The 26,607-nt window shown below is 38.4% G+C and carries 17 protein-coding genes and 1 other RNA gene; 9 read left to right on the top strand and 9 right to left on the bottom strand.

Features of this window, described 5'->3' with window-relative positions:
- Nucleotides 1-21 precede the first annotated feature (21 nt).
- From ACE1EF_RS02035 to ACE1EF_RS02005, 7 genes are all read left to right on the top strand, one after another.
- Nucleotides 22-858, top strand: coding sequence for a CvfB family protein (locus tag ACE1EF_RS02035; RefSeq protein ID WP_375718937.1), 837 nt, complete (start codon nt 22-24; stop codon nt 856-858).
- Between the two features lie 128 nt (nt 859-986).
- Nucleotides 987-1,445, top strand: a complete 459-nt coding sequence (locus ACE1EF_RS02030; RefSeq protein ID WP_375718936.1) for a hypothetical protein — start codon at nt 987-989, stop codon at nt 1,443-1,445.
- A 71-nt stretch (nt 1,446-1,516) separates the two neighbouring features.
- The gene (locus tag ACE1EF_RS02025; protein ID WP_375718935.1) at nt 1,517-2,164 is read left to right on the top strand and encodes a ferredoxin--NADP reductase; all 648 of its coding nucleotides are present in this window, start codon (nt 1,517-1,519) and stop codon (nt 2,162-2,164) included.
- A 6-nt stretch (nt 2,165-2,170) separates the two neighbouring features.
- Nucleotides 2,171-3,193 (top strand): dual-specificity RNA methyltransferase RlmN, encoded by a 1,023-nt coding sequence (gene rlmN, locus ACE1EF_RS02020; RefSeq protein ID WP_375718934.1) that lies wholly within the window; start codon nt 2,171-2,173, stop codon nt 3,191-3,193.
- Nucleotides 3,194-5,600: 2,407 nt separating this feature from the next.
- Complete coding sequence (gene secDF, locus ACE1EF_RS02015) at nt 5,601-8,603, top strand: protein translocase subunit SecDF (RefSeq protein ID WP_375718933.1); 3,003 nt, start codon at nt 5,601-5,603, stop codon at nt 8,601-8,603.
- 418 nt (nt 8,604-9,021) lie between these two features.
- On the top strand, nt 9,022-9,351 hold the full coding sequence (locus ACE1EF_RS02010) for a Sec-independent protein translocase subunit TatA/TatB (RefSeq protein ID WP_375718932.1): 330 nt from the start codon (nt 9,022-9,024) through the stop codon (nt 9,349-9,351).
- Complete coding sequence (locus ACE1EF_RS02005) at nt 9,344-9,997, top strand: ABC transporter ATP-binding protein (RefSeq protein ID WP_375718931.1); 654 nt, start codon at nt 9,344-9,346, stop codon at nt 9,995-9,997. Before ACE1EF_RS02010 ends, ACE1EF_RS02005 begins: the two co-directional genes overlap by 8 nt.
- Before the next feature lie 850 nt (nt 9,998-10,847).
- On the opposite strand, the gene ACE1EF_RS02000 is transcribed toward ACE1EF_RS02005, so the two are convergent.
- The 3 genes from ACE1EF_RS02000 to ACE1EF_RS01990 all read right to left on the bottom strand — a co-directional run bounded on the left by ACE1EF_RS02000 (nt 10,848) and on the right by ACE1EF_RS01990 (nt 13,800).
- Nucleotides 10,848-12,377: a DUF7282 domain-containing protein gene (locus ACE1EF_RS02000; protein WP_375718930.1), complete on the bottom strand. Its 1,530-nt coding sequence runs from the start codon at nt 12,375-12,377 to the stop codon at nt 10,848-10,850.
- A 113-nt stretch (nt 12,378-12,490) separates the two neighbouring features.
- The gene (locus ACE1EF_RS01995) at nt 12,491-13,303 is read right to left on the bottom strand and encodes an anti-sigma factor (protein WP_375718929.1); all 813 of its coding nucleotides are present in this window, start codon (nt 13,301-13,303) and stop codon (nt 12,491-12,493) included.
- On the bottom strand, nt 13,300-13,800 hold the full coding sequence (locus tag ACE1EF_RS01990) for an RNA polymerase sigma factor (RefSeq protein ID WP_375719578.1): 501 nt from the start codon (nt 13,798-13,800) through the stop codon (nt 13,300-13,302). The genes ACE1EF_RS01995 and ACE1EF_RS01990 overlap by 4 nt, the downstream gene beginning before the upstream one ends.
- 1,344 nt (nt 13,801-15,144) lie before the next feature.
- Between ACE1EF_RS01990 and ssrA the strand changes: the two genes are divergently transcribed.
- Nucleotides 15,145-15,540: a transfer-messenger RNA gene (gene ssrA / locus ACE1EF_RS01985) on the top strand.
- A 249-nt stretch (nt 15,541-15,789) separates the two neighbouring features.
- Nucleotides 15,790-17,082, top strand: a complete 1,293-nt coding sequence (locus ACE1EF_RS01980) for a site-specific integrase (RefSeq protein ID WP_375718928.1) — start codon at nt 15,790-15,792, stop codon at nt 17,080-17,082.
- Nucleotides 17,083-17,190: 108 nt separating this feature from the next.
- Here the strand turns inward: ACE1EF_RS01980 and ACE1EF_RS01975 are convergent, their stop codons facing one another.
- From ACE1EF_RS01975 to ACE1EF_RS01950, 6 genes are read right to left on the bottom strand one after another with little or no spacing between them, the layout of a single operon-like run.
- Nucleotides 17,191-18,270, bottom strand: coding sequence for an HNH endonuclease (locus ACE1EF_RS01975; RefSeq protein ID WP_375718927.1), 1,080 nt, complete (start codon nt 18,268-18,270; stop codon nt 17,191-17,193).
- A gap of 42 nt (nt 18,271-18,312) precedes the next feature.
- The gene (locus ACE1EF_RS01970; RefSeq protein WP_375718926.1) at nt 18,313-19,617 is read right to left on the bottom strand and encodes a 5-methylcytosine restriction system specificity protein McrC; all 1,305 of its coding nucleotides are present in this window, start codon (nt 19,615-19,617) and stop codon (nt 18,313-18,315) included.
- Nucleotide 19,618: 1 nt separating this feature from the next.
- Entirely contained in the window at nt 19,619-21,481 is a 1,863-nt protein-coding gene (locus ACE1EF_RS01965) for an AAA family ATPase (protein WP_375718925.1), read from the bottom strand.
- 56 nt (nt 21,482-21,537) lie between these two features.
- Nucleotides 21,538-24,738, bottom strand: coding sequence for a type I restriction endonuclease subunit R (locus tag ACE1EF_RS01960; RefSeq protein ID WP_375718924.1), 3,201 nt, complete (start codon nt 24,736-24,738; stop codon nt 21,538-21,540).
- Nucleotide 24,739: 1 nt separating this feature from the next.
- Nucleotides 24,740-25,717, bottom strand: coding sequence for a nucleotidyl transferase AbiEii/AbiGii toxin family protein (locus ACE1EF_RS01955; protein WP_375718923.1), 978 nt, complete (start codon nt 25,715-25,717; stop codon nt 24,740-24,742).
- Nucleotides 25,714-26,439, bottom strand: coding sequence for a type IV toxin-antitoxin system AbiEi family antitoxin domain-containing protein (locus ACE1EF_RS01950; RefSeq protein WP_375718922.1), 726 nt, complete (start codon nt 26,437-26,439; stop codon nt 25,714-25,716). Before ACE1EF_RS01950 ends, ACE1EF_RS01955 begins: the two co-directional genes overlap by 4 nt.
- Between the last annotated feature and the right edge of the window lie 168 nt (nt 26,440-26,607).

Here is a 26,607-nt window from a genome sequence, read left to right as displayed (position 1 = left end):
TGCAACAGAAAGAAAAACAGTATGATCCAGATAGGGAAATTAAATAATCTGACCTGTGTAAAACAAGTGGATTTCGGGGCTTATTTCGATGGCGAAAGTTTTGGAGAAATTCTTCTTCCCAAACGGTATGAACCGGACAATCTTAATCCGGGCGATTCGCTTGAACTGTTTATATATAACGATTCAGAGGACCGTCTGATTGCAACAACAGAAAAACCACTGGCAATGGTTGGACAGATCGCCCGGATGAAAATTGTTGATGCCAACAATATTGGGGCTTTTGCAGACTGGGGGCTGATGAAAGATCTGCTTATTCCGTTCAGAGAACAGAAAACAAAGCTTAAAAAAGGGCAGGACGTTCTGATAGCTGTAGAATATGACTTCACGACACAACGGATTTTCGGTTCAACAAAAATTGAAAAATACCTTGACAACATTCCTGCTGAGTATGAGGAAGGACAGGAAGTTGACCTGATGGTTTGGATGGAAACCGATTTTGGCTACAAGGTTATTATCAACCAGCAACATTCCGGGCTGCTCTACCGGAACCAGGTATTTCAGCACCTTGAATCGGGTGAAATTATGAAAGGATATATTCAGAAAATTCGCGAGGATGAAAAAATAGACTGTATGCTCACAAAGTCTGGGTTTGCAAAAACAGAAGGTTTATCCGGGCAAATTATCGAAGCCCTGGAAATAAATGGTGGGACTTTGCAAATATCGGATAAAAGTTCACCCGAAGAAATTCAGCAATTGTTTCATTGCAGTAAAAAGGCTTTCAAAATGGCCATTGGACGCCTTTACAAGGAGAAAAAAATCACGATTTATCCGGATAGAATTACATTAACCACCAAATAAAAGATGGACATTATTCATCTCAAAAAACAAGAAAAAAGGTTTGACGAATTGTTTATAAATACCTGTACATATCATTTCCTGTTTTCGCCGGAATAACGAAATTTATATAAATTTTAAAACGCAACATCATGCAAAACATTCAAAACATTATTATTGGTCAGGGACTGGGAGATTTACGCTTTGGTATGTCAATGGACGAGGTCAGGGATATTCTTGGTGACCCGGATGAAATTGAAAAATATACCGACGATGAGGAAGATGATAACCTGACCGAAACATGGCATTACGACGAACAAGAGCTCTCTTTGTCTTTTGATGAGATGACCGGATGGATCCTGGTTACCATAGCTGTAAGTTCCGTGGATTATGCATTTGAAGGTCTGAAACTCATTGGCCTTTCCTACGATAGTGTGATGCAGAAAGTCAAAAAACTGGAACTGGGTGATATGGTTTCTGAAGACATCACCGATGATGAAGGTCTGAAACAAAAACTGGTCAGTTTTGATGATGTAGCTGTAAGTTTCTGGTTTGAGGAAGACCTCTTATCTGAAATTATCTGGGCTCCTGTTTGGGACGACGAAATTTAATTGACTTAAACCTGTTATTCCAGCTACTGTTATTCCGGTTGTTATACAAATTGAGGTCATAATAGATTAGAATGGATTTAAAAAAGGTAAAAATACTGGAGCAGATACAGTTATCGCAACAAGCCTTTCTTCTGAAAACAGAACGGATTTTTGATTTCAAACCCGGACAGTCGGTTGCTGTAACTGTATCTGATGATATCCCACCCCGCCTTTACTCTGTATGTTCCGGCCTGAACCGGAATTACATCGGAATTCTTTACAAGGTAGTTAATAACGGCACCCTTACACCACGACTCTCAGCTCTGAAAACTAACGACATACTGCATATGTCAGAGCCACTTGGTTCATTTGTTCATGGAACAGAAAGTGGATTCTGGATTGCTTCGGGAACCGGTATAGCACCTTTTATATCCATGCTGGAATCAGGCATTACACAACCTGTTAAACTTCTTTATGGCGCAGGAACAGGAGATGAAACCTATTTCGGCTCATTTTTACATGACAAACTTGGAAATCGCTTCGTCCCCTGTATAACCCGTGAAGAAGTAAGCGGTTCTTACCAGGGTAGAATTACACAATGGTTGAAAGAAGCACAAAATCTGCCAATGAATATAAAATATTACCTTTGTGGCAGCCCCGAAATGGTTGTGGATGTGCGGGATATTCTGATTGAGAAAGGGGTGGAATTCAGGAATATCGCCTCCGAAATTTATTTTTAAGGAGATATGGATAAACTATTTGGGAAAACACTGGATGAACTGAAAAGCATTGTTGCCGGATTGGGACTACCAGCATTTACGGCTAAACAGATTGCGGACTGGCTCTACAAAAAAGAGATCAGTGATATGGATGACATGTCAAATCTTTCAAAATCTGCCAGGGAACAGCTGAAAACAAAATTTGAATTTGGATTAACACCATACCATAACGTACAGGAAAGTACTGATGGCACAAAAAAATACCTCTTCCCCACCATAGACAAAAAATTCATAGAAACAGCCATGATTCCTGATGAAGACCGCGTGACGGTTTGTGTGTCATCACAGGTTGGATGTAAAATGGGATGCCTCTTCTGCATGACGGGGAAACAAGGTTTTCAGGGTAATCTGACTGCCGGTGATATCCTGAACCAGTTGAAAAGCATATCTGAATGGCAGAATATCAGTAATATAGTCTATATGGGCATGGGTGAACCCCTTGACAACCTGGATGAGGTACTGAAAAGCCTTGAAATTCTGACTTCAGACTGGGGTTTTGCCATGAGTCCCAGGCGAATAACCGTCTCTACCATCGGACTTGTTCCGGGACTTAAAACCTTTCTTGACAAAAGCGAATGCCATCTTGCTGTGAGTATGCACACGCCGTTCGATGAAGAACGCAGGGAATTAATGCCCATACAGAACGTATATCCGCTGCAAGAGGTTCTGAATGAAATTAAGTCCTTCGATTTTGGCCGGCAACGCCGTGTCTCATTTGAATATATCATGTTTAATGGTGTTAATGACACACCGGCGCATGTAAAAGAACTGACGCGTTTACTGAGTGGATTACGCTGCAGAATTAACCTGATCCGCTTCCATCCTATTCCGGGTACTCCGCTTACGGGGTCACCTGATCACAAAATACAGACTTTTAAGGATGCATTGAATAAAAATGGTATTCTGACGACAATTCGTGCATCCCGGGGACAGGACATTTATGCTGCCTGTGGCCTGCTTTCCACAAAAGCATTAATGAGAAAAGAGTAGAAAAATCTATAGTCAATTACGAATTACGAATGTGGAATTACGAATTATGTTCAGCGGACTGCAGGTAATGTTTTCGGAATATAGATCTAATTCTTTTCATCTGTTTCCCGCGGATTAGCGCAGAGGAAAAACGCAGAGTTTTGCAGATTAATTACGAGTCACCACCGAACACCCAGGATACTTCGATAATCAAATCAGCGCAGGCCCTCCCCTTTAGGGGACCGAGGGGCAGCGATGGAACTTAAATTAATTACGAATTACGAATGTGGAATTAGGAATTATGTTCAACGGACTGCAGGTAATGTTCCCGGAATATGAATCTAAGTTTTATCATCTGTTTCCCGCGGATTAACGCAGTGGAAAAACGCAGAGTTTCACAGATTAATTACGAGTCACCACCGAACACCCACCATACTGCGACAATCAAATCAGCGCAGGCCCTCCCCTTTAGGGGACCGAGGGGCAGCGATGAAACCTAAATTAATTACGAATTACGAATGTGGAATTACGAATTATGTTCAGCGGACTGCAGGTAATGTTCTCAGAATATGAATCTAAGTCTTATCATCTATTTCCCGCGGATTAACGCAGAGGAAAAACGCAGAGTTTCGCAAATTAACTACGAGTCACCACCGAACACCCACCATACTGCGACAACCAAATCAGCGCAGGTCCTCCCCTTTAGGGGACCGAGGGGCAGCGATGGAACTTAATTCAATTACGAATTTGGAATTACGAATTTATTCTCTCTCTGCAACAACCTGCCCGGTTACTGAGTGTACCGATGCTAATCGGGATGTATCGAAGTAACCATATATTCAATTACGAATTACGAATGTGGAATTACGAATTATGTTCAGCGGACTGCAGGTAATGTTCCCGGAATATGAATCTAAGTCTTTTCATCTGTTTCCCGCGGATTAGCGTAGAGGAAAAACGCAGATTTTCGCAGATTAATTACGAGTCATTACCGAACACCCACGATACTGCGATAATCAAATCAGCGCAGGTCCTCCCCTTTTAGGGGACCGAGGGGCAGCGATGGAACTTAAATTAATTACGAATTACGAATGTGGAATTAGGAATTATGTTCAGCGGACTGCAGGTAATGTTCTCAGAATATGAATCTAAGTCTTATCATCTGTTTCCCGCGGATTAGCGCAGAGGAAAAACGCAGACTTTCACAAATTTATTACGAGTCACCACCGAACACCCACGATACTGCGATAATCAAATCAGCGCAGGCCCTCACCTTTTAGGGGACCGAGGGGCAGCGATGGAACTTAAATTAATTACGAATTACGTATGTGGAATTACGAATTTATTCTCTCTCTGCCACAACCTGCACGGTTACTGAGTGTACCGATGCTAATCGGGATGTATCGAAGTAACCATATATTCAATTACGAATTACGAATGTGAAATTTGGAATTATGTTCAGCGGACTGCAGGTACTGTTTTCGGAATATAGATCTAAGTTTTATCATCTATTTCCCGCGGATTAACGTAGTGGAAAAACGCAGATTTTCGCATATTTATTAAGAGTCACCACCGATCACTCACGATACTTCGATAATCAAATCAGCGCAGGCCCTCCCCTTTAGGGGACCGAGGGGCAGCGATGGAACTTAATTCAATTACGAATTTATTCTCTCTCTGCCACAACCTGCACGGTTACTGAGTGTACCGATGATTATCGGGATGTATCGAAGTAACCATATATTTAATTACGAATTTCGAATGTGGAATTACGAATTATGTTCAGCGGACTGCAGGTAATGTTCCCGGAATATGAATCTAAGTTTTATCATCTGTTTCCCGCGGATTAACGCAGTGGAAAAACGCAGAGTTTCACAGATTAATTACGAGTCACCACCGAACACCCACCATACTGCGACAATCAAATCAGCGCAGGCCCTCCCCTTTAGGGGACCGAGGGGCAGCGATGAAACCTAAATTAATTACGAATTACGAATGTGGAATTACGAATTATGTTCAGCGGACTGCAGGTAATGTTCCCGGAATATAGATCTAATTCTTTTCATCTGTTTCCCGCGGATTAGCGCAGAGGAAAAACGCAGAGTTTCGCAAATTAATTACGACACCTTAGCAGGCTCAGTGTACAAGTAAAAATGTGCATCATTCGTTAATGCAAGACCTTAATCGCGAGTCGTAAAACGTAAACGGTGAGATGGCAAAACATGAATCGTGCTTACGTCTTACAATTTATGTCATATGTTTTATGTCTTGATTCCTTTATCCTGATTCTTGATTCTAATTGGCCAAATGTTGTATAGCATCCGTAATAAAAGGGATTAATCTTTTTGTCAGCATAGGTTTTTAAAAAAGAACAATTATATTTGCACGTCAAAATTCAAAGTACTTAGAAATAGTAAAATTTAACCAAATGCAAAACAAAGGATTTGTAAGACTTTTCGCAATTCTTTTAGCTTTAGTGAGTATATATCAGTTATCATTCACATTTATAGCTGCCAATGTAGAGAAAAAAGCTAAGGAATATGCAAATGGCGATCCGCTCAAAGAGTTACATTACCTTGATTCTATGTCAAATGTAACTGTTTTTAATATCGGTCTCGTCGACTATAATTACAAGGAATGTAAAGAGCTGGAGATTAACCTTGGTCTTGACCTTAAAGGTGGTATGAACGTCATACTTGAAGTTTCTGTTCCTGATATTGTAAGAGCACTTTCAAATTACAGTCAGGATCCGACCTTTAACAAAGCCATCGCTATGGCTAAAGACAAGTTAACCAACAGTCAGAAAGATTTTATTACTCTTTTTGGTGAATCATTCGAAGAGATTGATCCGGGAGCCCGTCTGGCTGCTATATTCAATACCATGGAACTTAAGGATAAAATATCTTACAATTCCACTAATCAGCAGGTATTGGATGTTATCAGAGCTGAAGCCCGTAGCGCCATCGACAACTCATTTAACGTATTACGCACCCGTATCGATAAATTCGGTGTGGCTCAGCCAAATATACAGCGCTTAGGTCTTGAATCTTCCGGCCGTATCCTGATTGAGCTTCCCGGTGTGAAAGACCGTGAAAGGGTTCGTAAACTTTTACAGGGAACGGCAAACCTGGAATTCTGGGAAACATTCGACAACTCGCAGGTTTACCAGTATATGCTGGAAGCCAATAATATCATCAAAGAAATTAACGAAGATAACGCTGCACGACAGGAAAAAGAAGCCACTTCTGCTGAAACAGAAACAACGACAGAGGCAACAGAATCCAAAGATCAGACTTCTGATGAATTCAGCGACCTTATCCAGGGTGATACTGAAGCCAAGGATTCTACAGAAATCCAGACAGAAGCTTCTATCCGTAAGAATTACCCTTTGTTTGCTGTATTACAGCCCAACACCAATCAACAGGGTCAGTTAAGAAATGGTCCGGTTGTTGGTATTGCACGTTATGCAGATACCGCACAGGTTGACAGATATCTGAACCTGGCAAAGGTTAAGGAAATTCTTCCGCGCAACCTTAAACTGCTCTGGACTGCCAATCCGATGGATGAAGGCGGACAGTACTATCAGCTGATTGCAATTAAGGTAACAAACCGCGATGGCAGACCCGTTCTTGATGGTGATGCAATTGCTGATGCCCGTGCTGATTTCGGACAGAATAAAGCCAGTGCAGAGGTTGATCTGACCATGACAACTGACGGAGCCAAAGTTTGGGCCCGTATCACCAAAGAAAACGTTGGTAAAAGCATCGCCATCGTTCTGGATAACTATGTCCGTTCATTCCCGAACGTGATCGAGGAAATCAAAGGTGGTCGTACGCAGATTACAGGAATGGAGTCTTTTGAAGAGGCAAAAGACCTTGCAAACGTTCTGAAGTCAGGTAGAATGCCTGCTCCGGCACATATCATTAACGAAAACGTTGTTGGTCCTTCTCTGGGACATGAAGCAATTACCGATGGTCTGATGTCCTTTATTGTGGCATTTATTATCGTACTGCTGTACATGATCTTCTATTATGGTGTAAAAGCCGGTCTTATTGCTGACCTTGCGTTGATTGCCAACCTGTTCTTTATCATGGGTGTTCTCGCATCGTTTGGTGCTGTTCTTACTCTGCCGGGTATTGCGGGTATTGTACTTACCATTGGTACTTCGGTGGATGCCAACGTACTGATTTATGAACGAATTCGAGAGGAGATAAAATCCGGTAAAGCGATTAAAAAAGCTGTTGCTGAGGGTTACAGAAATGCCATTTCTGCCATCATCGATGCCAACGTAACCACATTCCTTACCGGTGTTGTACTTTATACGTTCGGTACAGGTCCTATCAAAGGTTTCGCTACCACATTAATGATTGGTATTGTGACTTCCTTCTTCACTGCAGTATTCATGTCACGTCTGATATTTGAACAACTGCTGAAGAAAGAATCACCACTGAAATTCGATACTAAAATCACACGTAATCTGTTTGCTAATGCACACATTCAGTTCATTAACAAACGTAAGATTGCCTACTTCATTTCCGGTGCACTTATCGTTGCCAGTATAGTTTCGCTTATTACCAGGGGACTGGATCAGGGTATCGATTTTACAGGTGGACGTACATATGTCATTGAATTTGCAAAACCGGTGAGCACCGTGGAAATCCAGGATGCCATTAAAGGCGAATTCGAAGGTGAACTGATGGATGTAAAAACCTACGGTGAAGAAAACCAGGTTAAAATCGGTACAAACTACCAGATTGATAATGACGATCCTGAACTGGATAACATCATTGAAGATAAATTCTATAAGGCGTTGAAACCGTACTTAGCCGAAGGAACCACATTTGAACAGTTTGTGGAAGACGATATCCGTTCATCGCAGAAAGTGGGTCCGACTATTGCGGATGATATCAAGAAAGATGCCGTGTGGGCTATCCTGTTCTCGCTGGTAATCATCTTCCTCTATATCCTGATCAGGTTTAAAAACTGGCAGTTCTCATTTGGTGCTGTTGCTGCTTTGGCGCATGACTCGATGATTACACTCGGTTTGTTCTCGCTCCTGTATGGCTATCTGCCGTTCTCACTCGAGATAGACCAGGCCTTTATTGCGGCCATCCTGACAGTGATCGGTTACTCCATTAACGACACGGTAGTTGTATTCGACCGTATCAGGGAACGCATCACGGAATTCCCGAAACGGAAACGTGAGGATGTGATCAACGAGGCCTTAAACTCTACACTGAGCCGTACATTAAGTACATCATTAAGTACATTCGTGGTACTGTTGACCATCTTTATTTTCGGTGGTGAAGTGATCAGAGGTTTTGTATTTGCACTGATGATTGGTGTTGTTGTGGGTACTTACTCTTCACTTTATGTGGCAACTCCGATTGCATACGATACACAGCAGGCTACCAAAAAGAAAAAGAAATAAGTTTTTCAAGATAAATATGAAAAAGAGGCTTCCGGCGGGAGCCTCTTTTTTTGTGCCTGGCGACGGAATTAAAGCCATTTTTTGACTCACCCCCGATTGTAACTCCGCATCGTCCGTCTCAGGATTCCCCTCTCTCACTCCATTTTATTTCGTGACAAAGAGGGACGGACTCTACGTATAAATCCAGGTGAATTGTTTGTATATAGTAAATTCCATGTCCTGACTGTAATGTCGGGATAGGCATGGCAGTTTATATGTTAACCAGAAGTCAGGGTGGGTTATTTTACACTGAATTCCTCCGTTTGTTCGCAATCATTAACAATTTTCGGTTCAGAGCCAATGTTGGTTTGGACTAAAACTTTGTATATTTGAGCCTGAAAATGAAATACCGTGTCAATTCACGGTGGATGATAATACGATGGGATCAATATCATACATACTTCTCTCCTTCCCTTCCGGTGGTGAACTCATCATTGTGATTCTGGCTATTCTTATCCTTTTTGGTGCGGATAAGATTCCTGAGTTTGCCCGTATGTTCGGTAAAGGGATGCGCGAATTCAGAAAAGCAACTGAAGACATAAAGCGGGAATTTAATGAGGAAACACGGGAATTACGTGACGATATAGAAACTGAAAAGCAGAGTCTGACCGATAAAATCAGGGAATTCCGCGATGAACTGAATACCGATAAAAAGACAACAATAAATCAGGAATCCCCAAAAACCAAAGAACCCAAACCAGATGCTTAAAGCCATTGATATCCATAAAAGTTTTGGTAATGTTGACGTACTCAAAGGGATTAATCTCACCATCAATAAAAGTGAAGTGGTATCTGTTGTGGGTGCAAGCGGTGCTGGAAAAACAACCTTGCTCCAGATTCTGGGCTCTCTTGATAAACCAACACAGGGACAGGTATTTTTTGATAATGTAAATATCCATAAACTGAAACCGGATCAGCTGGCCCACTTCAGAAATACCAGGGTGGGATTTATTTTCCAGTTTCACCAGCTGTTGCCTGAATTCACGGCACTTGAAAACATCATTATTCCGGCTCTGATTGCCAAAAAAACGAGAAAAGAAGCAGAAGACCGGGCTAAAGAACTGATGGATTTTTTAAAGCTGTCCCACCGCTCTACACATAAACCGGCTGAACTTAGCGGAGGTGAAAAGCAACGCGTTGCGGTGGCCAGGGCACTGATCAATAATCCGGATATTATTTTTGGTGATGAACCGACCGGCAACCTCGATTCAAAAAACCGCGATGAACTGCACAGGCTCATCTTTGAACTCCGGGAACACTTTCACCAAACCTTTGTCATCGTATCCCACGATCAGGCCATGGCTAAAATATCTGACAGGGTACTGACCATCAAGGACGGAATTATTTTTAATTAGGAATTACGAATTAAGAATTACGAATTAGGAAAGGGACGTACAATAATCTTGTGTCTTGGTCCTTGGCTCTTGGTTCTAAACATGACTCACCCCAGCTCACAATAATAGCCCGATCTCATCATTATGATCCCTCTCTTTTTCTCCGCGTTTCCCGATAGCTACCGTGATCGCAGATGGACGTGGAATATATACGAAATTGTAATTATTATTCATTGTTGTACGGTAAAAGCCTTAGAGATTCCTCGCTTCACTCGGAATTACAGGCAGTTGCTGGCTGTTGGGCTGGAGGATGGGTTGGTTTGCTACGGATTCGCAAACCAACCCATCCTCCAGCCCCATATGAACCTAAGAAACTGTCATTCTGAGCGCAATAAAATGAAGCGAAGAATCTTTAATTAATATCGGTTTTTTTAACCGTACAACAATGATTATTAATTATGAATCATTATTGTCGGAGGAAATTTCAAATACAAGAGAGATTGCTTCTCCATTCCTGCGTCATTTATCGCAATAACGCCATTATTAGTGATTTATAATTTTGATAATACCATATATAACTTTGTTTGCTAAACTAACCCTGCAATTGAAAAAACAATTTGCATCCAGCGTCATTGCGAGCGAAGCGAAGCAATCTCATTTATTAACAGGACAACAGTAATTACGAATTACGAAAGACGAATTACGATTCACGATTAACGACTAACGATTCACGATTCACGACTTACGACCAACGGCTCACGTTTCACGATTCACGTTTCACAACTCACGGTTTACTTAAATACTTCATAAAAAAAAGCGACTCTATCACATAAAGCCGCTTTTCAATCTTAAAAATCAAATCAGAATTATATTATTGAACCATAAACGATGTGACTACAACAGCCGGATCGTTGTTCGCATCAAATCCGAAGACTTCAGGATTATCACCGTCATCCGGGAAATCATAAATCTGGTTGGCCGGACTGTCAACATGAATCATAGGAAACAGTTTCTGTCCGGGTATATAGGTCTCCTGGTCATACAGATCGACTGTAACATCTGAGTGCTCACCTTTTGTCAGGTATATTTTTCCGAGAATACCAGGTAAGGTGATGTTTCCGGTGCCATCATCGTTGTGCACAACAAGCCATCCGTCAGTTGCCAAAACGACCTTATCAATAGTCACCTTATTATTTGTTACCGGCTGATCACTAACCGTTATGGAAGGTGCAATCAGCTTAATCTTTTTCATCACAATACTGCCATCCATTGCAATTGGTCCGTCAAATCCTGAAATACCGTCAAACTCATAGGTTCCAACTGAACCATTATCGTTATGCAGCATCACATACACGGACTCACCATCTTTAAGATCGGTACCTGCTTTAACCGGTATCAGCACATTATCGGTGGTTCCGGCATTAAGATGAACCGGTTCAGAAATGATATCCGGTACTATCGGCACATTGCCGTCTGCCGTACTTTTATGCACCACCACCCAACCATCGGCGTTCATGGTTATGGATGAGACCATAACCAGGTTCTGTGAAACCATCTGGTTACTCACATCGAGTGATCCGGTCAGATCTTCCACCTCAAAACTCTTCACAATGATATTGGCTTCTGTTCCGTTATAACCAAATACTTCCGGTGCATCTCCGTTTTCCGGAAATTCGTATTCATTGTTGGCGGGATCATCCACATGTAACATCGCGAACAATTTCTGACCCGGGCTAATCTGTACCATGCTGTCCAGCTGAACCATCACATTGGAATTCATCCCTTCTGTCACCCAGGCTTTACCAATGATGCCGGGTAGCGTAATATTGCCATCACCATCGTCATTATGGATCACCAGCCAGCCATCCACGGCAGCATCCACATTATCAATCATCACCATATTGGACGATACAGGCTGATTGCTAACCGAAACGGAAGGAGACGAAACGGTTATTGCCTTCATCACAATATCCCCCATGTCGTTTTTAACGGGTTGATCATCGCTCTGATCCGTACCGTCAAATTCATAGTCGCCACTGGTTCCGGTATCATTATGCAGCATTACCCACACCTTATCTCCGTCATTCAGTTCTGTTCCTTCAACCAGAGGAACTTTAATATTACTGTGTGTGCCACTGGTTACCATCACCGGTTCAGAGATAATACCGGGAACCTTTGGACTTCCGCCGTCATCGGCATGAATTACAATCCATCCATCCTGATCAAAGGTTACAGAACTCACGTTAACTGTATTCTGCGAGATCATCTGATCGCTCACATTCAGGATACCTGAATTCATATCACCACCCGAATCTTTATCCTTGTTACAGGCAGTCAGGGCAAACACGGCGACCACCGCCATGCTCAATATGCGTCGGTTTAATACTTTAAAAGTCTTCATCCTACTTATTTTTAAGGGTTAATAATTTCTACATCTTAAAAAGGCGGCTTATTGCCGCTGCTTTATAAGACTTACGAAGCAGAATGATGTCTGGATTTTTAAAATGCAATTTTTTATATTTCAGGGGCGGTTTTGCCCATCACATACATCTGGTTAAGGGTTGGTGTTTTACTGCCACCAAGGGGTTCAAGGGTGACCGCAAAAGCTGTAGCCCCTTCAATATTTTTCATGGATTGATATGTATTCAGTGATTCGGCCCCATCGATAACTCCGGCATCCACAGGTTGCCCCTCTACAATAGCCCAAAGCTGGTATTGTTTCCCGGCAGTTGGTTCAGGCAGATTTCCACTCTTCAGCCTGACCTGGTGCGTTTTGCGGTTCCAGTATACATGTGCCACAGATTGTGGTGAAATATCCAGCCCTTTCATTTCAATGGTTTCCACACCGGGCTGAGAAAGGAATTTAAGCTGCTTCCCGGATGTCTGCAACTGTTCCCGGGTCAACTCTATCTGTTCAGCCATGTGCATGTTCTGCGCCAGCAAATCCCGGTACTGTGCCTCTGCCCGATGCCACTGCACATAGAAGTAGATGCTGAACAAAATGGCAATGGCAGCTGCCACGCCGGAAGAAATGGAAAAGTAGCGGTGAGGAAACGGTTTGATTCCAGGCATAACCGGATCAACACGTAAATTTGATGTGCTTTCAGGAACAATATCATCCAGGATTGCAGTTTTCAGTCTTGCCGGAGGAACAACAGCCATCCGTTCTGCCAGACGCAGCTGTCCCTCTTCTATCCGGTCAATTTCCGCCCGAACTTCAGGATAAGCCTGTGCCATTTTAAGCACCTCATCCCGTTCCGGTTCAGATAACTGATCCAGGACGAAAGCTTCAAGTATACCTGTTGCTATGTATTCCTGAATGTTCACTCCAAAATCCTTCTTAATTCCAGCAATGCTGCCCGTGTCCGGGTCTTTACAGTACCCAAAGGTATATTATATTCCTTAGAAATCTCTGCTTGTGTGTACCCTTTAAAATATAACAGTTCAACGATGAACCTGTAATCATCTTTTAATTCCTTCACGATATCCTTTACACCGATATGATCCACCGGTACCCTGGCCGATGCAGCACCATCTATAATATGTACGTTATCCTGCACCGTTTCGGTTTTCTTTTCCTGCTTAATTTCTTTGGAACGCGTTTTATCAATGGCCAGATTTCGCGCTATATTTATCATCCAGGTGAATAATTTTCCGCGTTTCGGGTCATACATCTCTATGCTACTCCATATTTTAAGAAAAGCATCGTGTAAAACCTCACTGGCCAGATGTTCGCTGTGCACCACCGACAGTATGGTTCCGTACAAAGCCGCACCGTAATGGTCGTATATATATTCCAATGCTGATTTATCTTTATCCTGCAGTTGCCGGACAAGTGTAAGTTCTGATATGTGTTTCGTATCTGAAATGATTTTTTGTTTAGGCTAGTTTTACAGCCAATAAGCTATATGTAAATCCGTGTTCAATATCAACCAAAGTCCACAGTTTGTTAAACCTTATGGAAACAGAAATGTTCGTTAATAAGCCATAAAGCTGTTTAACAGGTCTTAAACAAAAAAGGAAGTTATGTAATCAAACCCACCCCGATTCTGAGCTAATGACAGATCTTATGTCCTGGCTCCTGGTTCTTGGTTCTTGATTATACAAAAATGACTCACCCCGGTCTGGACGAATAGCCCGCTTACATCAAATTGACCCCTCTCTTTTTCTTCGCTGCTCTACGAAATAAAGAGGGGTAGTTCGTACAAGATCATTTATTCATTTAAAAGAGACTAGAAACCCCGAAGGGGTGATATTACTATAGCCCAGGGTAAGTGAGCGAAGCGAGTGCCACCCTGGGTTATAGTAGAAATGTAAATGAAGGCCGGGGTTAAAATCTTTGGATGAAATGAAATCGTATCAAGGCCGCAATTATGGGCTCTTGTATAAATGACTTACCCCAGCTCAGGACGAATAGCGCGCTTACATCAAATTGACCCCTCTCTTTTTCTTCGCTGCTCTACGAAATAAAAAGGGGAAGTCCGTACAAGTTCATTGATTCATTTAAAAAAGAGACTAGAAACCCTGAAAGGGTGATATTACTATAGCCCAGGGTAAGTGAGCGAAGCGAGTGCCACCCTGGGTTATAGTAGAAATGTAATTGAAGGCCGGGGTTAAAACCTTTGGATGAAATGAAATTGTATCAAGGCCGCAACTATGGGCTCTTGTATAAATGACTCACCCCAGCTCAGGACGAATAGCCCGTTTTCATCATTCTGACCCCTCTCTTTTTCTTCGCTTTACTACGAAATAAAGAGGGGTAGTTCGTACGAGCTGGTTGATATGTTTAAAAGTGGGTAATCAGCATATTTGAAATTATCAAATCTGGGTTACTGATCTGTCTTAAGTCTTATATCTTAAATCTTAAATCTTAAGTCTTGGTTCCTGATTCTAAACATGACTCACCCCAACTCACAGCAATAGTCCGTTTACAGCATATTGACCCCTCTCTTTTTCTTCGCTTTACTACGAAATAAAGAGGGGTAGTCCATACAAGTTCATTGATTCATTTAAAAGAAGGTAACCAGCATGTTAATAATTGTCACACCTCGGTTATTGACATATCTTATGTCTTAAGTCTTATATCTTAAATCTTTCGTCTTATGTCTTGGCTCCTGGTTCTAAAATCTAAAATCTTTTTCATACTTTTGTATTCCTTATTACAACACGGGGCTGACTGGTTTTGACAGCAAGATGAGGTGTTGTGTAAGCATGCCGGGCTTTGTACGCTGGCCCGCAAATCTCAACGTTCAGACTTATAATTGGCGAAAACAATTACGCTCTTGCCGCGTAACCGAATCACAGTAGGTTAGCTTATCCGGTATAAGATACCGGAGCGAGACATCGTCGGAAAAGCCCCTGCCCTGAGGCGGTTCCATCAGACGGTGCAGTAAATTCAGGGATAGGTTAACGGAAGCTCCGGCCGTTAATTGAAATTCAGGAGATAAGGCAGTAGTCGGTGGTCCTGATCCAGCTGCTGCACGAAAATCAAGTCGGGACTAAGCATGTAGAAAGCACATGACTTCCTTGTTTGGACGAGGGTTCGAATCCCTCCAGCTCCACTTTTTAGAAATGCAGAAAATTGAAAGGCCCTGTAAAACGCACGTTTTCAGGGCTTTGTATTTTTAGACCTACGCAGAATAATGCAAAACAATGCATATTTTATGGGGCCAAATCGGGGCCCAAATCATTTTTTAAATTGGGCCCCGATTTAGAGCGTATTTCACTCATTTGCAGCATTTTGCATTTTTCAAAAAAGGACGTTTTTGCTATGTTTAACTAATGTTTTTAACACATTTTAAAGGATTTTTATCATGGCAAAAAACACATTTAATGTACTGATTAGGTGCAGGTTATCAAAAAAAGACAGAATGGGTAAATGCCCGTTACTTGCACGAGTTACAATTCAAAACGAAAGGGCTGATATCGGTTTAGCTCAAAAGGTATTACCCTCAGAATGGGATGAGAAAAACAATCTCCCCAAAGGACCAAATTCAGAAACGCTATTATCTTATATTGAGCAGGTTAGAGCTGATATATTTGAAGCCAGAAAGGAGGTTTACATCCAGGGGAAAGAGGTAACTGCCATTAATGTTAAAAGGCAGTATTTGGGCATAAAAGATGAAATACCTACAGTTTTAAACCTGTATGATAAACACAATGAAAAGCTCAAAGAGCGCATTGGCATTGACATTGCAGAAGCAACCATGACCCGTCATTATACTTCAAGATCACATGTAGCTAAATTTATCCTTTCAAATTATAACAAGTGTGATTACCCCATTGATAAGATAAACCTGCAGTTTTTAGAGGATTATGTTCATTATCTGAAGGTTACAAACAAATGCAACCATAATACGACCAAAAAGTATGTCAATAACCTGGGAAAGGTCATACGCATCGCAATTGCTTCCGGTTTCATAAAAAAAGATCCGTTCCTGGGATTTAAAATGAAGTACGAGAAAGTTTATAAACCTCATTTGACTGAAGAAGAAATTTATATGTTGCTGAATTATAATTTCAGGAATGAACGGTTATCCGGAGTAAGAGATGTGTTTGTGTTTTGCTGCATGACCGGTCTTGCCTTTATTGATGTTAAAGGACTAACCATGGATGCCATTATAAATGGTATGGATGGAAAACATTTTATAGAAAATAACCGGCATAAAACCAATGAACGATATTATGTTCCCGTCTTCCCCATTACCCAGCAATTAATGGATAAATATATTGATCATCCCTTACGACAAAAAGATAATCTGGTATTACCAGTAATCAGCAATCAAAAAATGAATGCCTATTTAAAGGAAATCGCTGATGTATGCAACATTGATAAAAAATTAAGTACCCATGTTGCACGTCATACATTTGCCACCACAGTAACTTTATCCAATGGAGTACCAATAGAGGCTGTTTCAAAAATGCTGGGACATTCCAATATTAAAATAACGCAGCAATATGCCAAAGTGACTGAAAACCTGGTTTCTGAAAGTACTAAGATACTACATGAAAAATTTAGCACAAATGAAGCAAAAAGTGGGCAAAGCAATGCATCCGCCTATAATAATCCCTTTGGAAATTCATTTGTATATGAAATAAAGAAATAGAGCCTATCCTTATTTAAACCTAGAACAATGGAGTTGGTTGGAATCAACTCTATTGTTTTTCTTGAAATAACCTCTGTCCCAACTTTAAATTATTAAAAATGGAATATGTTAATTTCCATTATGGTTAATACTAATTAGACTTTTTAGATATTCAACATCATGACAAAACGGCTCCCCTTTATGTAGCATTCTATGGCAATTACTACAGACTAAAGCAATATCTATAATCCTTGTTGTTTTTGGACCTTTAGCTAAATGAAGGGGGCTCTTATGATGTGCTTCAATAAAGCCTATCCCAATATCTCCATATTGTTCTTTGAAAGAAAATCCACAAACTTCACAATTTAGCATTGGATTATTATTAATTGCCCTTTCTTTGACTTTTTTTATTAAAGTACTATTCCGCTCATAACGCATATGTTTAGCCAGAACAGTGTTTCCTTCAATTGCAGTTGGCTCAAAATCTTCCTGAGTTTTAGGTTTTGGATTCTTTTTGCCTGATGAAGAATGGATTTTTAAAATATTTCTTAATACAAATAAATGGAAGTCTTGAGCTATCCAGACTTTATCAACTTGGTTTAATTCAGTTTTTGTTTCAAATTTTAATTTAGAATTTAAGACTGAATGTTTATTCCACTGATCAATAAAAAGTTGTTCAATAGGAAACTTCATAAGCAATTCTAAAGATTCATCCATGTATTTCTGACAAGCAATAATATATTTTAAGTCTATTTTAGGGAACTTATCATTCAGTCCAAAAAAGTAATTGATTGTTTTATCATATCCTTTTAATGGAGCGGGGAAAATAATTTCCGGGAATAATGACGATAACCATGCAGAAAGTGATGTAAAACTCATTGACCGGTTCGACCAGTCAATGGAATCCAATGTCCTTTTCTCGTTAAAAAGCCTAAATAGTTTAACATCTTCTAATGATATAATATGATTATAATCTATCCTTCCACTTTTTACAATAAACTGAATTCCTTTTATTGGGGATTCTGTGTACCTGTTTTGCTGCGACTGCAACAGTATTTTCAAAATATTATCATCATTTTGCGTATTCCAATCGATATTTGAATAAATATAATTTGCAAATTCAAATTTGTATAATTCTTCTTTAATCCATTCCGTAGATTTTAATGTTCGGAGATACTTGTTAATTGCGGATTGTTGATGACTGGTCATGGTTCAATATAATTTTGATTAGTAAGTACAATATAAAACTCACTATTTAATTAAAGGTAGTTTTATTCCAATTTTCCAAAACTTTTCAAACTGCTCAATTTTTTCTTCGAGGATTTCTCTGTCCATAAAATTATCTGCTTTAGTCAAATCAGGGTAAATTATCAAACATGCTAAAACTTCATCATTTTCTGCGTTCAATTTTTCCCGTACTTTTTTATCTCGTGCATATCCACTTACCTGGCGAATATCACTTACAATTATTTCCCTTTTTTGATCATCATTCTTATTAAATGCTTTATTATAGTAAGGTTTGTATTTGGCATCAATTATTATCTTTTGACTATTCAAAATATAGTCAGGCTGACCATAATTTGCATGGAACTGGTACTCAACTTCATGACCAAATTTATCTTTCAATTTTGCCAAAACATACAATTCATATAGTTTACTCATATCAATCCAGAAGGGAGGTGTTTTTATTTTAATTCTTTCTGTATTTGAAATATTGTACCCGAAACGCTTTAAAATTATTCTGGCTAAACGAACACCTTCTTCGTATTCTCTGTAAAAGACATTTGTTTTGGTGTGTTTGATATCATTTAAGTTGACTTCTTCAGAAACCTGTTCAAAAGCAGGCATAATGTAATTAAAAATTTGTGCAGTGTATTCATAAGAGTTTGGAATCTGTAATGATGGCAGGTAGCGCCTTACAAAATCAAGTGCTTTTTTAATCAACCTGTTTTCCAGGGTATTAATCCCAAATTCGTCATAGCTACAGTATGTATTGAGTAGTCTGTTTTTTGTTAGATTTTGTTTAATCGTTTTACCAACCAATACTTTACCTTTAATCCGACTATTAAGGTTTTGTTCTACCTTGTAATAAGACTTTTTTAATCCCTTTCTTACAATTTGCTGAACCACATTTAAAAACTGAACAACAAGTAGTGGAGTAAGTAAATCCTGCTTTTGATCAATTTCAATAAATGTTTTATCCCATTTAATTTCAAACAGATCTTCAACATACTTATTTGCAATATCATTATGTCTGAGTGCATCAAACAACATTCTCAGGTAATCTGTCTCAATTTCATTAGTATTACTTTCATTCTCTTTTCGCGTTGCATTTAGTTTAGGTTCTATGTAAATTGGGACTTTTATATCTGGAATAATATCTATACCAACAAAATAAGAAGTTATCAGATGGCAATTTACACCTCTTCTTTTTGATAAAGAAAAACAAAGTGAATCCTCTCTCCTTTTTGAAAAGTAAATCTCCTTTTTTCCCTCAAAATTCAGATCAGCGAATTCTAAAATTGTACTATTATATTGCTCCCTATATTGTAACATATTAAAGGGTTAGCTCATTAATCTTTGTTACTGCAGATTCCAACAAAATACCGTCTTTAACATACTCAAATAATATAGGTTTGATTTCATATTCAAGTTTCATTTTTAGTTGGTCCTCTGACTCTGCCAGAAAATAACTGTGACCAAGTTTAACTTCTTTTGGTGAAAAATCAGATGCTAGATAGGTTGATGCATTATCTTTTTTATTGATTTTTTCATGAAATAATTCTCCAACTTTTTCATACAGAGATTTTGCTTTTGTTCGTAAGCCATCCTTTTCTGACACCACTTCTTCGATGACATGTTCAGAAGGGAGAATATCGATAAATGCGAAACGTCTTCTTATGGCATAATCAATGTGTCCAACACTTCGATCTGCAGTATTCATAGTGCCAATTATGTAGAGGTTTGGTGGAATAATAATAGTTCTACCTTGCCCTTCCAATTCATACATACTTTCAACAGTTGAGCCTCGATATTCTAATGCATAAATTAGTTCACCCAAAACTGAAGAAAGGTTTGCCCTATTAATTTCATCGACAATTATAATATACTTTTTTAGTACAGGTCTTTCATTTGAAGGCTTAATAATACTCGATATTACATTCTTTGTTTCTTTATTAATAAAATCAAAATAATATTCCAGTAGAGTCTCAAATAGATTCCATGTTACATGACCTTCTATATCAGCCTCTTGAAATTTACCCAGAATACAGTTTTCAGTACAATCTTTCAAGTTTTTAATACTTACACCTTCGTGTTTATCATTGTTTATATATTTAAGAGTAATAGAATAATCTTTATATATTTCCTTTATTTCAATATTATTAGAAATCTTTAAAGATCCATTTTTCGTATTATTCAGTATATGAGAAACGAACCGTTTTATCCAAAATTCAGACAATTGTATTTTAGTATTCGCGTCACAATCTCTTTTATCAATCCAAGATTTAGTTTTAATAAATAGTTGGTTACTTTCTAATTCGTTTTTGTATGTTTCTTCTTTTTTAAAATATTCTTTCTCACCATCTATAAATGTATTAAGATGATCTAAACTCTTTTGAGTAAATTCAATAAAAAAATTATTTTTCGTTTCATATTTTAATTTACCATCCTCTGAATTAGCTACTATTCCTCTTACAAAATCCTCATATGAGTAAGATGGATGAAACTGAATTAAATTAAATTGTTCAGAACTTTCCAAATTGGTTTTCTGTATTTCTTTGTTTGAGGATATGTCTCCAAAAATTAACTTTTCAGCAATATCCTTCGCTGTATATGTTTTACCAGTTCCTGGAGGTCCCTGAAGTATAATTTGTTTTTTAAACTCTAATAAGTTAATAATATCATCCATGTTGTGTAATTTATTTAAATATATACAATGGTCAATGCCAAGTTCAGCTCCTTTTTTTATAAACAGTCTTCTATATTTATTTGCAAAACTTATAAAATCTTTAGTAACCAATTCAAAATTAGAATTATCACATGGTATTTCCGTCCATGATTCATTACTTGCTTCAATAGAAGGTTTTAAGTCTTTATATTTTTTTATTCCCATTATGTGAAACTGAAGTCCATCTCCTATTCCAATAATCATGGCAAATTTGTTCTTGCAAGATTCATATAAATCAGGAAAGTATATTTGAGCCCAGTGATATTCCTGAAATTTAAATTTACCACGGCCAGCTTGTTTCCTGGGATCTTTTCTAATATGAAATTTGAATCCGTGATTAGAAATTTTATCACACAAAAATTCAAGTTTCTCATATATTATTTTTAATTCTAAGTACCTAGTTGGATTTATTTCAAGTTTAGAATAATTTCTAATTTTATCTATATCCCCTCTATTTATAAATTCAATCATTTAAATGCTATTATAGGTTTTGACAACACAAAACTTCTAATTCAATTGTGTATTTCTCAATTATACTTTTTAAAATTCTCTGCCTGTTCAAAAATTTCTTTATAGACTTCATCTCTATCCACAGGAGGGTAATCATTTTCTGCCAGGAGAATGATCAGGTCGACCTTAAGTTCAGCTTTAATGTCTACCCTTTTTTCCCAGTCTGTATATTTGGCTTTATCATTCACCACTATTTTGACTTTCTCCGAAAGGTGAATCAATTTGTCTTCGGGATATTCAAAATCATATTTATGTGCAAGGGACTTTAGAATATCATAAAAGGCCTTTTCTTCGAAATCAATACCCATATCAAAGAATGACTCCCGTTCTCTTTTGAGTGCATGGTACAGGTCTATAATTTCATTTGTAAAATCCTCCAAAACTTCACCTCGCAACACATCGGCTTCACGTCGTTCATTATATTTTTCTACCAGGGCCTGCATTTTCCGCGAGAAGTCAATTCCCTGAATCCTGTTTACACGTCTGAATTCATCAATAGCCTTGGTTAAAAGTTTCTGTAGCAGTTTTATTTTTGTATTTGGTAACTTTATTTTTTCAATTTTGGCAAGATATTGTTCATCGAAGATGTCAATTTCCTTTGTAGCTTCATCTCCTAAACGGAAAATCTCTTCAACTCCATCACTTAACAAAGCATCTTTGATCATCTCTCTGACCCTCGCATTCATTTGTGCAATATCAGGGGCATTTCCTTTTGTGAGCTTAAAGACAATTGATCTGACAGCCAGGTAAAAATGAATTCTGTCTTTTTCATTCTGATCAAAGGCTTCACTGCCGGAACAAATATCATAAGCAGCTTTCAGTCGTTTAACCAGGTGCATAAATCGTCGTTCAAGCTCCTGGGTAACCTGAACAAATTCTGTGGCCATGTTTAAAGTATGTAACTGTTGCAGTGATGTTCCGGTAAAATATGGTTTGCTGTCAAATGTATGAAAGATTTTATCCAACAAGTCCAAATGATCCCTGACAACTACAATGGACTGCTGAATATCCTCAAAATTATCATGGTCAACTTTGTTATAATGAGCAAGGGCAAGATTCATTTGTCGTTTAATGCCAATATAATCCACTACCAATCCCTTTTCTTTGCCTTCAAACTTCCGGTTCACCCTTGAAATGGTCTGGATCAGATTATGACGTTGAATGGGTTTATCAATATACATCGTATCCAGAAAAGGTACATCAAAACCGGTGAGCCACATATCCACCACAATAGCTATCTTGAAGTTTGATTTTGCATTTTTAAACTGTCTGTCCAGCTCTTTTCGGTAATCCTTTGACCCCAGCATTTTATAAAGATCCTCCGGATCATCCTTTCCCCTGGTCATAATCATTTTGATCATCTCCATGGGTTTTATCTTCTTTTTCTCAATTTCTGACAATATACTTCCCGGTTCACAAACCCTTTTCTTTTTCCATTCAGGTTTAAGATCCACAATATTCTTGTAAAGTTTGTATGCAATCTGCCTGTTGCTGCAAACGATCATGGCCTTCCCTTTGACGGTAGAACCTTCTGCTACGCGATTTTCATAATGTTTTACCAAATCTTCTGCCACTGCCTGCAAACGATCCGGATCTCCGATTATGACATTCATATTTGCTGTGGCTTTTTTGCTTTCCTCTATCTGATACTCATTGGTTCCTTCATCTGCGCACTGGTTGTAATAATTTTCTATTTCTTCCAGCTTTGTATTATCAAGTATAACTTTTGCTGCCCTTCCCTCATACACTATTTTAACGGTGATCTCATCCTTTACAGATTCAGTCATGGTATAGGAATCAACAATTTCACCGAATACATCCAAAGTGGCATCAATAGGCGTGCCTGTAAAGCCAACATATGTCGCATTGGGTAATGAATCGTGCAAATATTTGGCAAAGCCGTAGGTCTTTTTAACCCCTGAAGTTGTTACCCTCACCTTTTGCTCCAGGTTTACCTGGCTTCTGTGGGCTTCATCTGAAATACAGATTACATTGGTTCTGTCCGTGAGCAACTCGGTATCTTCGGTAAACTTATGAATGGTCGTCAGAAATACACCACCACTGGTTCTGTTTTGAACCAGCTCTCTTAAATGTTCCCTGCTTTCAACACTAATAATATTGTTGTCTCCAATATATCCTTTGGCCTCTGTAAACTGCGTTGAAAGCTGGTCATCCAAATCGGTTCGATCTGTAATTAAAACAATCGTCGGACTTTCCAATGCAACACTTTTCATTAATAAGCGGGACAGGAAAAGCATGGTGAAACTTTTACCACATCCGGTTGCGCCGAAATAGGTTCCACCTTTCCCGTCAGCCTTCACTAAATCTTTGGTAGACAATTCTGCATTAGAATTACGCATGTGCAGCAGAATATTGTTGTACAGTTTTCTGGCAGCATAGTACTGTGGGTAGCGACAGACTATTTTTTCTTCTTTTGCTGAATTATCCGGGAAGTAAATAAAATTCTGAATGACATCACGTAACCGGTCACGATTAAACAAACCCTGAATCAGGGAAAACATGGAATCTATTCCATCAACGTCAATTTCGTCACCGGTAATTTTTCGCCAGGCATAAAAATATTCATAGGGTGCAAAAAGTGACCCCACTTTATTATTCACACCATCACTGATGACACAAAATGCATTGTACTTAAACAACTCCGGAATATCCCGTTTATAGCGAACGGTTAGTTGTATAAACGCATCATGAATGGTTGCTTCCTCTCTGATAGCCGATTTAAATTCATACACAACCAATGGAAGTCCGTTGATATAGACAATTAAATCGGGAATGCGTTTTTCGTATCCGGTAATTTCTAACTGGTTGACTATTTTATAAAGGTTATTGTTTGAAGCACTGTAATCAATCAGTTGAATGAACAGATCCTTTTTAGATCGGTCTTCCCGCTTTAAAACAAAACCATCCGAAACCATTTTCAGAATGGATTTATTGCTTTGATATAAATCTGAGGATGGTTTCTTCTTTAGGCCGAGAATGATTGAACTTATTTCATTATCCGTTAAACCTTCTTTTGAATACTGATCCTTTAAATATGCTATCAAATCTTTTTCAATGAGGACATCAGTACTTTCAACCTTACCATAACTTACCTTACTTTCTTTTCCTACCCAATCTGCTCCAGGTTGATAATTAAATTTCTGCTCCTGAAACAGGTCAATAAATGTGTCTTCAAGTTTAGCTTCGGTAAATTTCATATTATATTTCAATTGTCCAATCAATTTTTCCCATTCGTTCTCTAATCAATTGCAACGTTTTAGCTACGTCACTAAATTCTGGTAGCTCCCCATAAACAAGCATTTTAAAGTCGCCTTTAAAAACCGGCTCTAACTCTTTCAATATCTCATCCAGTTTTTCGAATAACAAAGAAGTATTAGGATGATATTGTAACCATTCATTATTGTTCTTGTAACTGGCCACATCATCATTTGCCACTTTCAATAGCATTTTTTCAAATTCAGACGATTTGAAGAATTCTAAAAGTTCTTTTTGCTGCAATAGTTTGTGCAGGTCATAAATATGTCTGATTTTACTTTTCAAATCATCAATGGGATGTTCACCGTAGGAAAAACGGACCAGGCTCATTATTTTTTCACATATCGTCCTTATGGGATCTAGTACTCTTATTTCAAAAGGCATTAATTCATTTTCCTTTGCCAAATCCTCCTGACCGTTACTTAGCATCATATTTCCTACAAAAGATATAATTTGTTTTGTGTTTGAAGGCTCATAATACCCCAACCAGGAAGATTCTAAAATAATTACATCTCTAATCTGACCGAAGTCTCCTTTAAATACTTGTTCATAAGCATGAGCTGTCTTTCGGTTCATCCCCTTTTTATTAGTTACTTCAGGTATGTCCACTTCAGGCAAAACAGATTCAATTGATTTACTAATAGTTTTTAATTTAGTTCTCATTTTACTATCACTTTCACCTTCACTCCGAAGTACAACCAGATCAATATCTTCAGAAAATCTTTCTATCAGATTATAACATTTAGATAGTGCTGTTCCTCCTTTAAAAACAACATCATCACTTAATTCACTATTAAAAATTGTGTATAATGCGTATGTTACCCAGTAATCTTTTTCCACATAGATCGCCTGTATTCCCATTTTATCAGCTGTTGCCTGAATGGCCTGCCGGAATAATTTTTTATCTTCATGTAATTTCATCGTATGTTCCATTTTTCTGTTGAGGACAATACTTTTGCTGTACCAGGAAACTGATATTTAGTTATTGGATTAAGAGACTTCTTTAATGGCATAGCAACATTATCCAAATCAAGTTCATCCAGCATTGCCCCCAATAGTGAGCGCGTAGATGGAGGATACTTTAATGCTAATCTTACCAGAGAGTTGATATCATTTTCAGAATGCTTGCGTAACAAGCTAAGAATACGTTTACAAGATTTTTCTATGCTTGTATCAGGTATTTTTTTTATAAGTTTTATGACATCCAATAACTGAAGTTTGGTAATATTCTCTTTGGTTATTGTGTTTTTTTGCTTAATAAATGAAATTGTATACCGTTCCCTTTTAAAAGTTGACCTTATTTGATTGCTTCCGATCTGGATAGCATTGCTAACCTGTGTTGTTAATCCAAAATTATTATATATACTGTAACCTGTTAAATAGCCTATTACTTTACCATTGTCTTCAAGTAAATCTTTTACAACTTGTTTCTTATCCGGCAATAAATCACCAAAAGGAGTACTCTCCGGTTTATAATACTTCCCTTTTGATAACTTATCTATTTTTCCGCTTTTAACCAATCGATTTAGTGCTTTAATTATAGCTTCTTTTTTATTCACCTCTGTTATAAAATCATTATAGGTGAACACATATCCTTTCGGGAAACGATCAATCTTAAATAGTATATAATCAGATACTTTCATGCATTTTAACCTTTATTCAAATATACAGATTTTGTCCAGTTTTTTCTACTAAAAACTGGACATTTTGATTTTTACGATAGAAGGTGTAACTTCGTAACCGAAGTTACACCTTCTGATATTCCCCAAAATATATTATTTTAATTTTATTTCGTCAAATTTCATTATTCA

The organism is Quyinboa sediminis, from assembly GCF_042219855.1.
In the GTDB taxonomy this organism is placed as follows: domain Bacteria; phylum Bacteroidota; class Bacteroidia; order Bacteroidales; family UBA5342; genus JBHJHP01.
This window is presented reverse-complemented; position numbering and strand designations above follow the sequence as displayed.

What these genes read in the sequence shown, in the direction of transcription:
- ACE1EF_RS02035 (WP_375718937.1), top strand. Translation starts at nt 22, where the DNA reads ATGATCCAGATAGGGAAATTAAATAATCTGACCTGTGTAAAACAAGTG.
- ACE1EF_RS02030 (WP_375718936.1), top strand. Translation starts at nt 987, where the DNA reads ATGCAAAACATTCAAAACATTATTATTGGTCAGGGACTGGGAGATTTA.
- ACE1EF_RS02025 (WP_375718935.1), top strand. Translation starts at nt 1,517, where the DNA reads ATGGATTTAAAAAAGGTAAAAATACTGGAGCAGATACAGTTATCGCAA.
- rlmN (WP_375718934.1), top strand. Translation starts at nt 2,171, where the DNA reads ATGGATAAACTATTTGGGAAAACACTGGATGAACTGAAAAGCATTGTT.
- secDF (WP_375718933.1), top strand. Translation starts at nt 5,601, where the DNA reads ATGCAAAACAAAGGATTTGTAAGACTTTTCGCAATTCTTTTAGCTTTA.
- ACE1EF_RS02010 (WP_375718932.1), top strand. Translation starts at nt 9,022, where the DNA reads ATGGGATCAATATCATACATACTTCTCTCCTTCCCTTCCGGTGGTGAA.
- ACE1EF_RS02005 (WP_375718931.1), top strand. Translation starts at nt 9,344, where the DNA reads ATGCTTAAAGCCATTGATATCCATAAAAGTTTTGGTAATGTTGACGTA.
- ACE1EF_RS02000 (WP_375718930.1), bottom strand. Translation starts at nt 12,377, where the DNA reads ATGAAGACTTTTAAAGTATTAAACCGACGCATATTGAGCATGGCGGTG.
- ACE1EF_RS01980 (WP_375718928.1), top strand. Translation starts at nt 15,790, where the DNA reads ATGGCAAAAAACACATTTAATGTACTGATTAGGTGCAGGTTATCAAAA.
- ACE1EF_RS01975 (WP_375718927.1), bottom strand. Translation starts at nt 18,270, where the DNA reads ATGACCAGTCATCAACAATCCGCAATTAACAAGTATCTCCGAACATTA.
- ACE1EF_RS01970 (WP_375718926.1), bottom strand. Translation starts at nt 19,617, where the DNA reads ATGTTACAATATAGGGAGCAATATAATAGTACAATTTTAGAATTCGCT.
- ACE1EF_RS01965 (WP_375718925.1), bottom strand. Translation starts at nt 21,481, where the DNA reads ATGATTGAATTTATAAATAGAGGGGATATAGATAAAATTAGAAATTAT.
- ACE1EF_RS01960 (WP_375718924.1), bottom strand. Translation starts at nt 24,738, where the DNA reads ATGAAATTTACCGAAGCTAAACTTGAAGACACATTTATTGACCTGTTT.
- ACE1EF_RS01955 (WP_375718923.1), bottom strand. Translation starts at nt 25,717, where the DNA reads ATGAAATTACATGAAGATAAAAAATTATTCCGGCAGGCCATTCAGGCA.
- ACE1EF_RS01950 (WP_375718922.1), bottom strand. Translation starts at nt 26,439, where the DNA reads ATGAAAGTATCTGATTATATACTATTTAAGATTGATCGTTTCCCGAAA.